Source organism: Acinetobacter sp. AC1-2, from assembly GCF_016124155.1.
In the GTDB taxonomy this organism is placed as follows: Bacteria; Pseudomonadota; Gammaproteobacteria; order Pseudomonadales; family Moraxellaceae; genus Acinetobacter; species Acinetobacter calcoaceticus.
On the sequence record NZ_JABFFO010000001.1, the window covers coordinates 112,162 to 126,020 of the forward strand.

Below are 13,859 nucleotides of genomic sequence, written 5' to 3' on the forward strand. Positions count from 1 at the left end.
TAAAGCCCACTCAGTTGGGCTTTAATTTTGCCCCTAAAAAGATAACGATATGATTTTAAATGTTAAAGCTTATTTTAGTGGGGTGGGTTGTAGGTATTGCATTGATGGGAATAGATCTTCCTTTAATAATGCAATATGGATGGATTGGGAAAGTTGTTCTCTTTATCAGCTTTATTTTTTATATTTTTAAGCGGCATATTGTTGTAAATCGACCTATATTAAAAGGAGTTTATTATTTAATCTGTGGTCTAAACCTTTTTATTATAGGCCATCAGTATGCTCAGCATGCCTTAAATGAAAGACTACAACTACGGGAGATGCAACCTGAGTCTTTAGATATTGTTGTGTATATAGACCGAATAAGTGAAGAAAAAGATAATAAGACACAGCAACTTGCTCAGGTTCTAGGGCGGTCATCCCATATAGTCAATTGGCTATTATATTTAAAAAATGAAAATGAGAAAGCATTGATAGAGGGGCCAAAATTACAATTAGGCCATTACTATCGGATTTCGGGTAAGACTAGACCTGCCCATAGTTACGCAGTATCTGGTGCTTTTGATCAGGAACAATGGTTCATTCAACGAAATATAATGTCAGGTTTCAGTGTTCAGCATATTGAACCTTTAAGCTCTGATGAAATTTATCGATTGGGTTATCAAAATCATTTACAACAGCAACAAAAGTTTTTTACTAGGCAACAATTAAATATAGAAAAATTGCGCCTAAAATTTAGATTGATGCTAAAAAAATCTCCCTTACAGAACAAAGGACTGTTATTAGCACTTCTAACAGGAGATGAAAGTCTTTTAAATGAACAGATTAAAAATCAATTTAAACAGTTAGGAATCTCTCATTTGTTGGCCATCTCAGGGCCTCATGTCCTCATTTTTGCAATCTTGTTATCTTGGGGATTACATCAATTAGTACGACGTTATTATCCTCAGCTTTATTTGTGGCAACCCAAGCAAATATTAGCAATGATTCCGTTATGTTTTGGCGTTTTGATTTATACGGCTTTTGTAGGCTTTGAAATTCCAGCCTTAAGAACTTTACTTTCAGTATTTTTATTTGCCTTTTTATTGTTCGTCAAACTGCCTGTTAAACCATTTTCGCTCTTGGTTTACAGTGCAAGTCTACTTTTGCTTTTCGATCCATTTAGTGTCTTATCGGCAGGTTTTTGGCTATCTTATGGTTCTTGCTTTATTTTATTGCGCATTTATCAAACTATAGTACAGACTCCAAATCTTGTTTCAGTGAGTTTGCTATCTAGAATAATTCTTTTAAGTAAAACCCTCATTGAATCTCAGAGCAAAATATTTATCGCTCTATGTCCTTTAATGCTGATTTTCTTTCAACAAATTTCATGGGTCGCACCTCTCACAAATATTATTGCAGTTCCTTTGCTAGGAGGAATTATTGTTCCTTTGAATATTTTTGCTGCTTGTGTGTGGCTTATTTTTAATTCAATTGGAAATGCACTCTTTCAGATTAATGATATTTTGCTCAGTATAGTGCTGACATGTTTTAGTTTTTTAGAGAAGTTATCTCTACCATTGCAAGGTTTTAGCCTGACACCCTTTGCTTTGTTATGCTTAAGCTGTGCCATTATTATCTTATTTTTACCTCGTGGTGTTTTACCTAAATCTTGGGGTCTTATATGTTGTTTACCCTTAGTCATTCCGACTAAAACCTCTCAGCAAATTCAATTAAATATTATAGATGTAGGCCAAGGCCAATCTATTTTTTTACAACATCCAGAGCAGACATGGTTAATTGATACTGGCGGTTCTTATGATGAGAAGGCTTTTAGTATTGGTCAAAATGTAGTGATCCCATATTTACGTCAGAAAGGTATTAAACAATTAGATCATGTGGTGTTATCTCATCTTGACCAAGATCATAGTGGTGCATTTCCTGCCATCAGTCAGGCTTTTCCTATCAAACAAGTCATATCGAATGAGTTGTGGAAAGAGCAGGTTAAAGAACCATTTACTTATTGTCATCAAGGGCAAAAATGGCAATATCCCCAGTTAGATATTGAGATACTTTGGCCTAAAGAAAATGATTTAAATTTAGTTTCTTCAAATCAAAATCAATACTCTTGTGTCGTTTATATTCATTTAAAACAGATAAAAGGTTATCAAAACTATTTAATTATGGGGGATGCCGGATGGGAAGCAGAATATCAATTGATAAAAGAATATCCTGATTTAAAAGTAGATGTTTTGGTATTGGGTCATCATGGTAGTAAACATAGTTCTGCCTATGACTTCTTAGCGACTTTAAATCCCAAGCTTGTTGTTGCCTCTGCCGGTTTTAATAACCGATACGGTCATCCAAGCAAAGAGGTTTTAGCGAGAATACAAGCACTTAATATCCCTTTTAAAAGTACAATTGAGCAAGGAACATTAAGTTTTGTATCTCGCAATCATCAAATGATTTTATACACTCGACGTTTTGAGCGCACTTGGCTTCACAGAACTTTGTGAAGCTTCGGCTTTAAGTCTATCTACAATTTGAAGTGCTTCATTTGGATCAATATTATAAATATTATCTAAAGCAGGATTTGCCTTAAAACGTTTATAGCTCCAGTGATAGTGTTCTGGATAACGCTGGATGAGTTGTTCAATAGCCTGATGAATGACATAAGTTCCATCATCCGCACTACCTTCGTAGATCTTCTCATCCATAGGTTCAATGTGCATCGTAAAGCCGTCATTTTCGTTACGAATTGCGTAAAGAAATAAAGCTTTTGCTTTAGTTTTTTGGATGAGCTTGGCACTTAAATTACTTGAGGCAAGTGGAACACCAAAATAATTGATCATATCGCCGCCAATGTTGGGGGTATGGTCAGGTAAAATTACGGTGGTTTCACCTTGTTTTAAAGCTTTAAAAATTTGTCTTACACCAGTTTCATCGGTAGGCACCAAATTGGCTTGCTCACGACTACGTGCTTCTCGAACAAAACGGTCTGCATCTACATTTTTTACAGGCTTGTATAAAATTGTCATTGAAGTGAACTGTGAACACCAGGCATTCATGATTTCCCATGTGCCAAAATGTGGGATGATCATAACAAGCCCTTTTTTTGCTGCAAGCGCTTCGTGATAGTAGTGTTCACCTTCAACATGATGAATTCTTTCGATATTCTTACTATTTGATGAACCCCAAATACTTAAAAATTCAAAGTATGAGGTGATTTCATTACGAATAGCTTGTTGTGTAATCTCTATTCGCTGTTGTGGCGTTAAATGTGGAAGGGCGATTTGTAGGTTTAGTTCTATACTTTTTGATGTTTTAGTAATTTTTAAAGTATTGATTAACCCTGCCAACATACGAGCAAAAAAACGTCCAAATTTAATTGGCTGGCGGCTAAAAGTTTTGAGTAGGAAATAGTTCATGCTTTTTATATCTAATTTGGGTCATCTATCGCGGGAAAAGGAAGCAATAATTAAAAAAAGATAAAATTATTATAAATGAAATCATATTATTTAGACAGTTTTTATCAAATCAACGTATATAATGACATCATTTTAGATTAATTTGGATTGGAATTTTATGTCCGATTGGCCGCCAAAACCACAAAATGAACCTATAATCCCTAAACAAAATGGACCAGAATGGCAAATTCTCGAGAAGGCTGTACTTGCCTCTGTAGAGGAACAGCGTCGAAGTCGCCGTTGGGGTATCTTCTTTAAAACATTAACTTTTATTTATTTGTTATTCATTATTGTACTCATGGGTAAAGGCTGCTCAACCAGTAAAGAAGGATCTGCTGTAAGTAGCAGCAGTGCTCATCTGGCAGTGGTAGATATTATTGGAACTATTGACGCTTCAAGCAATCAATCTGTGAATAGTGAAGATACCAATAAAGCGCTTAAGCGTGCTTTTGAGGCATCAAACAGTAAAGCTGTTGCACTTAATATTAACTCACCAGGCGGTTCTCCAGTTCAGTCTGATGAAATCTGGCAGGAAATTCGTTATTTAAAAAAACAGCATCCTGATAAGAAGGTTTACGCCGTTATTGGTGATATGGGTGCATCGGGTGCATATTATATTGCTTCTGCTGCAGATGAGATTATTGTCAATCCATCGAGTTTAGTGGGCTCAATTGGTGTCATCATGCCTAACTATGGGATTACTGGTTTAGCTCAGAAACTTGGTATTGAAGATCGCACTTTAACAGCAGGAACGAATAAAGACATTTTAAGTATGACAAAACCGATTGATCCTGTGCAAAAGCAGCACATTCAATCTGTTCTTGATAATGTTCATACTCATTTTATTACCGCAGTTAAAGAAGGACGTGGAAAGCGTTTGAAATCTAATGATCCAGCTATTTTTTCTGGTTTGTTCTGGACTGGTGATCAAGCAATCCAGTTAGGTGTTGCTGACCGTTCAGGTAACATTACGAGCTTGATGCGTGAACTAAACCTTGATAATAAAGTTGACTACACAATTGAGCGTAACCCATTACAATCAATTTTAGGTCGTATGGGTGCACAAATAGGGCAAGGGGTAAGTGAATCTATTGCTCAAGAAGTGCAGACTCGTCAAAGCGCAAAATTACAATAAAATCTGTTTTAGGATAGCGGTATGTCAATGAAACCAGTTATACACTTTGCTCATGCGAATGGCGTACCCTCAAAAGTGTATCAAAAACTGTTTGACCAGTTGAAAGGGGAATATGACATTATTTATGTTCCCCTGATTGGTCCTGATAAGCGTTATCCTGTGACTAACCATTGGCCTTCTTTGGTTGATCAGGTGATTGATAGTATTGTGCGGCAGGCTAAAGGACGTAAAGTCATTGGACTTGGGCATTCTCTTGGTTCAGTTTTAACTTTGATGGCTTCTTTTCAGCGTCCTGAACTCTTTTCTCAAGTGATTATGTTAGACCCGCCTCTTATTTTAGGACGATATTCATTTGCATTTCACATGGCAAAACTATTTCGTCCTAAATTAGTTGATGCGATGACACCAGCAGGTTTATCTGCACGTCGTCGTGAACATTGGGAGTCGAGAGAACAGGCGGCCGAATTACTGCGTCCTAAAGGCTTTTATAAAGATTTTGATGAAGATTGTTTTCAAGCTTACATTGACTATGCTTTAAAAGAAGACTCGGTCCGCGGTGGAGTTACTTTAACTATTTCTCGTGAAGATGAAGTTGCAATTTTCCGAAAAAATCCTTCTTGGTGGTGGCTACCTATGCCAAAACCTAAGATGCCCGTACATTTAGTGGTGGGGAAAAAAAGTGATTTCTTAAAAAGAGGCTTTCCTCAAATGGCAAAGCGAAAAATGGGAATCCCGTTTACTGTGGTTGAAGGGGGACATATGTTCCCTCTAGAACATCCTATTGATACAGTGAACTCTATAAAGAAATTGATTCATACTCAGCCAAATTAATTTTTAAACTTATAAAAAAAGGACATGCTAGCATGTCCTTTTTTTATTTTTGCTTGTAAGTAAAATACTTTACCAATTTGCAAAACGAATAGGGTGTTTAAGAACTTGATCACGGAAATAGGCTTGGCCATTTTTCCATGTAAGTTGACCGTTACATAACCACTCTGCTACTTGTGGGTAAATAAAGTGCTCAAGTGTATGTACTCGATCTGCTAATGAAGCGGCAGTATCATGTTCTTTTACTTCAATGGCTGATTGAGCAATTGATTGACCAGAATCTAGTTCAGCAGTTACAAAGTGTACGGTACAACCATGTAAACGATCACCTGTGTTTAAAACACGTTGATGAGTGTTCACGCCTTTGTAAGCTGGAAGAAGTGAAGGATGTATGTTCAGCATTTTCCCTTGCCATTTATTGACAAAGGTGGGAGTTAAAATGCGCATGAAGCCGGCTAAAATAACTACATCCACTTGCCAAGCTAAGAGTTGTTGATGCATTGCTTCATCAAACACTTCACGAGTTGGAAAGTCTTTATGCGAAATAACAGCCGTAGCAATATTAGCTTTTTGAGCACGCTCTAGGGCATAAGCATCTGCTTTATTAGACAGTACACCTACAATTTGCCCTGATAGATTTGCATCTATCAAGGCTTGTAAATTACTGCCGTTCCCAGAGACTAGAACAGCAATTTTTATCATGCAAAGATCACACGAATTTTTTCGTCTGCACCTTCCACTGATTCAGCATTTTCTTGGATGTGTCCAATTTTCCAAGCTTTTTCACCTTGAGCATTAAGCACTTCAATTGCTTTTTCCGCATCATTTGCATCAACAGCAATGACCATACCTACGCCACAGTTAAACGTACGGTACATTTCAAAGCGTTCTACATTGCCTTCGCGTTGTAGAAGTTGGAATAATTCAGACCATTCCCAAGAAGCTTCATCAATGACAGCTTGTGCACCATTTGGTAATACACGAGGTAAGTTACCTGGTAAACCGCCACCAGTGATGTGTGCCATAGCATGTACATCAACTTGTTTGCATAGCTCAAGAACTGGTTTTACATAAATACGAGTTGGCTCCATTGCTACATCAGCAAGAGGACGGCCATCAATCGTTTGAGTTAAATCAACATTTTTAACGTCTAAAATTTTACGTAATAATGAATAACCATTTGAGTGAGCACCACTTGATGCAACACCAATAAGCACATCACCAGACTTTACTTTAGAGCCATCAATAATTTTACTTTGCTCAACAACACCAACAGCAAAACCAGCAAGATCGTAATCTTCGCCTTCATACATGCCTGGCATTTCTGCGGTTTCCCCACCTACAAGTGCGCAACCTGCAAGCTCACAACCTTTACCAATACCAGTAACAACATTTGCAGCAACGTCAACATTTAAGTGACCAGTTGCATAATAATCAAGGAAGAATAATGGTTCTGCACCACAAACTAAAAGGTCATTTACACACATAGCCACAAGATCTTGGCCGATTGTGTCATGACGATTAAGATTAAGTGCCAAACGTAATTTAGTTCCTACACCATCGGTTCCAGAAACTAAAACAGGCTCTTCATAACCTTTAGGAATTTTGCATAGTGCACCAAAGCCACCAAGTCCGCCCATTACTTCAGGACGACTTGTACGTTTAGCGACTGACTTGATACGATCGACCAGTGCGTCGCCCGCTTCAATGTCGACACCCGCATCTTTATAGCTTAAACCGGTATTTGGGGTAGAAGTTGAGTTGCTCATAAATGAAGTCTCCGCATTGGCGGCAGATTATAACCTGAATATACGAAACTCTTATGTTATTTATGCTCGAAAATGCTATCTTTAATAAAAATATTTTTTCATTTATAACGATTAAATCAAAAAAGGCTAGATTTTATGCAAGATCGTATACTGCGCCGTATTTTTTTACTCGCAGGTATTGTATTGCTGGTATGGGTATTGTACTTACTCAAGCCTGTAGTCATTCCTTTTATCGGCGCTTTTTTCCTGGCTTATTTATTCAGTCCACTTGTTGATGTTCTGGTAAAAATCAAATTGCCTCGCTGGTTAGCAATTAGCGTGGTGTTTATAGGAATAGGTGTAACTCTAACCATCGCTTTGTGGTATTTGGTCCCTCTAATCTGGAAACAATTGGTTTATGCCCGAGATAGTATTCCAGCTGGTATTCACTGGATTAACGCTACCTTTTTGCCTTGGGTATCTTCAACTTTTAATCTACAGGCAATGGAAATTGACACAGAGCAGATGTCTAAAGCTGTGATGGAATATGTTCAAACCAATTATAGTGCCGATAGTATTCAGTCAGTGTTATTAAAATTGGCCCAGTCTGGTTTGAATTTTATTCAGATTGGTGGAACAGTTGTTTTAATTCCAATTATTGCTTTTTATTTTTTACTAGACTGGGATCGTATGTTACAGAACTTACGTCGTCTCATTCCACGTCAATATGAAGCAACTACCTTGCAGATCGTTGGTGAATGCCATAGTGTTTTAGGGGCATTTGTTAAAGGTCAGTTTCTCGTCATGCTATTGCTAGGCATAGTATATGCGGTTGGTTTGCAGCTCATTGGTTTGGAAGTTGGTCTTATTATTGGTATGGTGGCTGGCCTTGCTAGTATTATTCCTTATTTAGGATTTGCAGTAGGTATTATTGCAGCGGTTATCGCAAGCTTGTTCCAGTTCGGATTGGACTGGATGCATTTATTACTCGTTGGTGTAGTTTTTATGATTGGCCAAGCGGTAGAGGGCTATATTCTACAGCCATTCTTACTGGGCGATAAAATTGGTCTATCTCCTGTAGCAGTTGTTTTTGCAGTATTGGCAGGCGCGCAGCTTGCAGGTTTCTTGGGAATGTTAATTGCATTGCCTGTTGCGGCTGTTATTGTAGTGTTGTTGAAACACTTAAGAGATAACTATGAAAGAAGCTCACTTTATGCTTCACCGTCTGCGTTAGTCATACAACAAGGTGATATTAAGCAAATTCATGTAGAAACCGAAAGCACTAAGCTTGATCTTGAGGTTAAAACACAGCAAGATACAGATAAAATGAAACCATCTGACCAGAAATAATTTCAAGGTTAATTCGATATATGCGTCAACTCCAACTGGATATAGAACCTCAACTTGATGCCCGAATCAGTGATTTCTCGGGACCAAGTTGGGGGAATGTAGTCGATGCTGTGCGTCAACTACATGCTGGTCTAGTCAGTAGGTTTTACATCTATGGTGGGGCAGGGACAGGTAAGAGTCATTTACTGTCTGCAATTTGTGACTCTTATTTAGAAATAGGCAAATCTGCAATTAAAGTTTCTTTGCTTGAACTCCTTGATGCTCCTATCGAAGCAATTACTTCTTTAGAGCATTATGACCTTGTTGCTCTGGATGATATTGAATCGATTAGTGGTGTGCCCCATTGGCAAAAAGCTGTCTTTCATTTAATGAATAATCACGAAGGGCAGTTGGTATTTTCTTCGCGTGTAGCACCTATCGAATTAAAGTTGGAATTACCAGACTTACAATCACGACTTACCCAAGCTGTCAGTGTTAAGGTGCCGAGTGGAAGTTTATATGCGGATCGCTATGCTTTGGTTACATCTGTAATGTCTAGACGTGGTATTCATTTTGATCAGCAAATTGTTGACTATTTATTGTTACATGGCCCTCATCAAGCTTCTCTTTTACTACAGACAGTTGCCCAATTAGAAAAATTACTCAAAGGCGAAAAAACAAAACTTTCGAATGCAACTTTAAGGCAAATTTATGCTTTGATTGATGAATATCAACAATAGATATTCTTTCATTTTGGTTTATTGCCTTGCCTAAATTTATAAAAACCTATTAAAAATAGAGTCTCTGGCATAAGATTTCTAATTTCAGAGCACTTGTATTTACATCTTTTTAAATTTCCTTCTAATTTTTAAATGAGTCAATTTTTGTATTTAAAAAAGTTTTTTGAATGTATGAAGCTTTTTGTAATCTGGTTCAAAAATGACTCTACAGACCGACCAAAATGTCTTGAGAAATTCTACTTGCTGTGACAAAGTACGCACAAAGGATGCGATTGCAAAAGTGAAAATTTTGCAATATTGACAAAAAAAATGAAAAAAGATGTAAGGAGATGGGTATGCTCAAACGGAGCATTGCTTTTGCTTTATTGGCTGCTGCTGGACACGCTTATTCTGCCGATATTCAAGTCACAAGCTTAATTGATGAAGATAAAGACGATACTCTATGTACGTTGCGTGAGGCCGTACAGTTTCTTAATTATCGAGCATCTTCCAATGCTGCTGATGTTGAAAAATATGCAACTGGTTATCACGGATGCGGAAATAAAGATGCCTCTTCAAATATTATTTTGAAGCGTGATAAAGAATATGCATTGAATAAAAGTATAACAATTACAGGGCCTCTCAATATTCTTACAGAGAGTGACTCTAGTTTTATTGATAATGATGCTCCAGGAACCCATAACGCTAGCATTAAAATGGCAGGTACAGACCGCCTGTTTAAAATTGATGATGATAATGTTGAAAAAACCTCTTTCTCAGTTTCTTTGAGTGACATTAATTTACAAGGGGCTGGCTCTAAAACTTCAGCATTAGATGGCGGGTTAATTTATAACCATGAACAATTAACTATTAAAAATTCACGTTTGCTTAATGGTTACGCCACTCGTGGTGGTGCAATTTATAATGCTGGTAATTTATCTAATACTACAAGAACAGCTGGTACAGTTACCCTTACCAATAATTTAATACAGAATAATAAAGCGGGTCAGGGAGCAGTTTTATATAGTGAAATGCCTCTTTATTACATTACTCAATCTGTTTTACGTGATAATGAAGTTACAGCCGCAGATAACGCTTTATTGTATGTTCAAACTAAGTTTGCAGATGAAAGTACTGGGGGATATTTAACTTCACGTGCTATTGGATTGAGTAATAGTACAATTTTTCATAATAAAGGTGGTTTTATTGCAAATATCCGAGATGGGATGTTTGTTAATAACATCACTATGATTAAAAATGACAAAGGACTATTTCTTGATGCTCCTCAAGGAAATGCTTCTGTTTCAAACAGTATATTAGTAGGGAATACTCTAAATTGTCAGGTAGGTACAACCGATAAAGCAGTTATACAAAGTAATTTGGTTACCGCAGAATGTAATCGAAATGCGACCTCAAAACTTCCAAATATTATCTATCCTAATAATGAAAAATTAATTGCAGGAACTACAGATGAAGGTGTCTGTGATGTAACAGCAAAAGAGGGATTGTTATGCCCATTTAGCACGCCTAAAGATAGCTTTTTAGGTTTTTTTAAACCTCGACTGTTAGAAAGTTATAATACTTTAGCTGATTCTTTAATTATTAATAAAGGTCGTTTATATAGTGATGCCACTTCAATCGGATTAGTAACCTGTGAAAGATACGATCAACGTGGTAAGAGTCGGAGTGGATATGATGAGCTCTGTGATTTAGGTGCAATCGAATATATTTTAAACACAGAAATGTCTTCAGTAGGTCAAGATATTAGATACGGCCAAGTTGCTAAATTTAATATTTTGGGTTCTTTAAGTGAAGCAGATCTAGTGACTCCAGCTACATGCAAGCGTTTATTTGGAGAGCGTGCTGATGGAAAAGAATGGCAACCAGGATGTCTTCGAATTAAACAAAGTACGGATACTCCAGTTTCTAAAGGTACTATAACTCTAGATCAAAATGGGAATGTAGTTTATACCCCGAATGGTAACTGGCATGGTGCAGATATTTTTAGCATTCAGGTTATTACGAGTGTGTCTCGTTTTAATGAAGGCGTAGAGTTTCAATATATTACTATCCCAACAAGAATTGTTCAGGACCCTGTATCTGGAATTGAAGATAAATCTGTCAGTACTGGCGGTGGGGGAAGTGTAGGCGGTGGTTTAATTTTAGGGTTATTTGGATTAATTGCATTACGCCGTTTCAAGTCATAAACAGGGATGTGGGCTATGAAAAATTATCAAAAAGCACTGGGTGTAATTACTGTTATCGCAGCAATGCCTTTAATGGCTCAAACAACAATAAAAGTTACAACATTTGCTGATGAAGATAATGAGAACATGAATGCATGTTCTCTACGTGAAGCTATTACAGCAGCAGAAATGCGTAAATCTTATGGAGGGTGTGAGGTTTCTGCAATTGATGCAAACTACACAATTCAACTAGAAGGAGGTATTTACACCTTAAATAAAGAATTAACCCCTAAAATTGGTTTGAATATTATTGGGAAAGAAGCGACAGATTGGGAGCGAAAAGGAGTTTTAACGAATGACTATCCAGCCCAAAAGGCGCTTGAAACTCGTATAAATGCTGGGGGAAAATCACGTATCTTTAATACAGCTGTTTACCAGCAACCTTTAACATTAACTAATATTATTTTAGAAAATGGTAAAAGTACTGAGTCTGGTGGTGCAATTTATGCTGGCGCTGATGTAACTTTAAAAAATAGTCAGATATTAAACTCACAAGCATCTAAAGGTGGAGCGATTTACCTTGGAGGTAATACTGCCAGTTTAACCATGAGTCATTCTTTAATTCAAAACAATGGCCAGACTTCAACTGAAGGTAGTATTCTCGCAATGAGTTGTATGTTTAATACTTCATATAGCGCGCGTACTATATCATTGGATTCAAATAGTTTTGTTAATAATGGATCGACTAGTTCGATAAGTGCTTTTAATTTTTGTGGTAGCCCTACAGCCTCCTTTACAAATAATACAATCGCAAAAAATATTGCCAGTCCGACTAACGGTAGTATTCTTAAATTTACAGGAGATGCTGATCCAGCAAAAAATCAAACCAGTAATTTAAGTTCGGCTAGTAGTTTAATATTGCAAAATAATACGATTGTTGAGAACTCAGCAAATACAACTTTTTTATATGATAAATTAGGTAATAAAAAATTAGATTTTAATGTATTAGCTTTTAATAACGGGTCTTATGCTTGCCGATATTTACTTGGAGCAGCAGCTGAGGAAAAAGATACTGGACTAGATTTGAGGTTTAATGCTTTAAATTTAACAGGCAATGCACCTAAATGTGATGTACCCAAAGAAGTAGTTCCTGAGGGCAACACTAACCTTGATGTAATAAATAATACTTTAAATACTTTATTAGAGCCTATAAAAGAGCCTAATGAAAATAATGGTTTTTTACCAATTTACTATCCTAAAAATAATTTTTCAGCGTCAGATTTAATTGATGTAGATTCAGAAAATAAAGTTACTTGCCAGACTCAAGACCAGCGTGGGTTAGCTAGGTTGGTAAGTAATACATACTATTATCAAACTTTAAATAAAAATAGTTGTGATATTGGTTCAGTTGAATTAATGAAACTTACGGCGGGTGATCTAGAAGGTTTAGGTAATATTTCATTTACGACTTTAATAGAGACATATCAAAAAAGCTATGATTTGTATGATAGCCTGCTTAAAGATCCAACTACACCATCAAACTTTATCGTTTACTATAAAGTCCGTTTAGCTGAATTTAAGGATTTACTTGATAAGTTTAAAAATGATACGGCTCATGTAAATACAAAATATCGAGCAATTTACATTGATTTAAAAAATTATGGTTTTCCTCTACCGACTGAAGACATTAACCATGTATTAAAGTTTTTTAATACGGCTGATTATAATGTTAAAGCAGAACCTTTGGGTGTGGCGCAAAAAGTAGAAGATTTAACTCCTGATACTAAAACTAAGGAAAACCAGAGATGTTTGTGGAATCCAGCAGTACAGCAAATTCTTTTTTATCGTGTTGATGATGATCCTACTTCAAGTACAACTAATGAATTTTGTAAATATACAATTACCACTAAAGCAGGTGTGGAACTTAGTAGTGGATTAATTAAAGCAAAATTTGCAAATATTGCTCCTGTTTCTGGAGATGGCACAATAACATTTAAGTATTTAGCAAATGAAATGATCCCTTTGAATTTACTCAAATATGCGAATGATGATGGTGATGGGCCAGTTAGTACACTTATTACAAAGCCTGATAAGCCTCAATTTTGGGTAAATGAAAAAGGTGTAGAGTTACCCATCTATTTACCAAGCAAAACTTCGAAAGATGGAATTTTTACGGTCGTTAAAGCAGATCGGGAAGGACCTTGTCCTGGTAAAGACAGTAAAAATACATGTTACGGTGGTAATATTTATATTCAAGCAAAAAATGTCTTTAACACTTTTAACGATACATTATCTTATAATGTCTATGATGCTAATGGATTAATTTCAGCGAAACCTGGGACAATTAATCTGATAAGTACCGCAACTACTACTGATGATTCTAGAAGTGGAGGCGGTGGTGGTAGCTTAGGAATTTTATCTATAGCATCTTTACTTGGTTTAGCGGTCTATAGACGCTACCGTAAATAAAT

The 13,859-nt window shown here is 36.5% G+C and carries 10 protein-coding genes; 7 read left to right on the top strand and 3 right to left on the bottom strand.

Annotation, left to right across the window (positions count from 1 at the left end):
• Positions 1 to 59: 59 nt before the first annotated feature.
• Positions 60 to 2,492, top strand: a complete 2,433-nt coding sequence (locus HL290_RS00470; protein ID WP_198495296.1) for a DNA internalization-related competence protein ComEC/Rec2 — start codon at positions 60 to 62, stop codon at positions 2,490 to 2,492.
• Here HL290_RS00470 and HL290_RS00475 read toward each other — a convergent pair.
• Complete coding sequence (locus tag HL290_RS00475) at positions 2,445 to 3,404, bottom strand: lysophospholipid acyltransferase family protein (protein ID WP_017391828.1); 960 nt, start codon at positions 3,402 to 3,404, stop codon at positions 2,445 to 2,447. The two genes, HL290_RS00470 and HL290_RS00475, sit on opposite strands and share 48 nt — an antisense overlap.
• Before the next feature lie 157 nt (positions 3,405 to 3,561).
• Here HL290_RS00475 and sppA point away from each other — a divergent pair, with 157 nt between their 5' ends.
• Both sppA and HL290_RS00485 read left to right on the top strand, forming a co-directional pair.
• The gene (sppA, locus tag HL290_RS00480; RefSeq protein ID WP_017387852.1) at positions 3,562 to 4,578 is read left to right on the top strand and encodes a signal peptide peptidase SppA; all 1,017 of its coding nucleotides are present in this window, start codon (positions 3,562 to 3,564) and stop codon (positions 4,576 to 4,578) included.
• A 21-nt stretch (positions 4,579 to 4,599) separates the two neighbouring features.
• Positions 4,600 to 5,409 carry an alpha/beta fold hydrolase gene (locus tag HL290_RS00485; protein WP_198495297.1) on the top strand — a complete coding sequence of 270 codons (810 nt, stop codon included), beginning with the start codon at positions 4,600 to 4,602 and terminating at the stop codon, positions 5,407 to 5,409.
• A gap of 69 nt (positions 5,410 to 5,478) precedes the next feature.
• On the opposite strand, the gene purN is transcribed toward HL290_RS00485, so the two are convergent.
• A complete protein-coding gene (purN, locus tag HL290_RS00490; RefSeq protein ID WP_198495298.1) occupies positions 5,479 to 6,108 on the bottom strand; it encodes a phosphoribosylglycinamide formyltransferase in 630 nt (209 codons plus the stop codon).
• The gene (purM, locus tag HL290_RS00495; RefSeq protein WP_004643711.1) at positions 6,105 to 7,175 is read right to left on the bottom strand and encodes a phosphoribosylformylglycinamidine cyclo-ligase; all 1,071 of its coding nucleotides are present in this window, start codon (positions 7,173 to 7,175) and stop codon (positions 6,105 to 6,107) included. Before purM ends, purN begins: the two co-directional genes overlap by 4 nt.
• A 135-nt stretch (positions 7,176 to 7,310) precedes the next feature.
• Here purM and cxpE point away from each other — a divergent pair, with 135 nt between their 5' ends.
• The 4 genes from cxpE to HL290_RS00515 all read left to right on the top strand — a co-directional run bounded on the left by cxpE (position 7,311) and on the right by HL290_RS00515 (position 13,857).
• Positions 7,311 to 8,504 carry a chloramphenicol efflux transporter CxpE gene (gene cxpE, locus HL290_RS00500; protein WP_198495299.1) on the top strand — a complete coding sequence of 398 codons (1,194 nt, stop codon included), beginning with the start codon at positions 7,311 to 7,313 and terminating at the stop codon, positions 8,502 to 8,504.
• 20 nt (positions 8,505 to 8,524) lie between these two features.
• Positions 8,525 to 9,223, top strand: a complete 699-nt coding sequence (hda, locus tag HL290_RS00505; RefSeq protein WP_003650214.1) for a DnaA regulatory inactivator Hda — start codon at positions 8,525 to 8,527, stop codon at positions 9,221 to 9,223.
• Between the two features lie 335 nt (positions 9,224 to 9,558).
• Positions 9,559 to 11,409 carry a rhombotarget A gene (rbtA, locus tag HL290_RS00510; RefSeq protein WP_198495300.1) on the top strand — a complete coding sequence of 617 codons (1,851 nt, stop codon included), beginning with the start codon at positions 9,559 to 9,561 and terminating at the stop codon, positions 11,407 to 11,409.
• A gap of 15 nt (positions 11,410 to 11,424) precedes the next feature.
• Positions 11,425 to 13,857: a CSLREA domain-containing protein gene (locus HL290_RS00515; RefSeq protein WP_198495301.1), complete on the top strand. Its 2,433-nt coding sequence runs from the start codon at positions 11,425 to 11,427 to the stop codon at positions 13,855 to 13,857.
• The last annotated feature ends 2 nt before the right edge of the window (positions 13,858 to 13,859 follow it).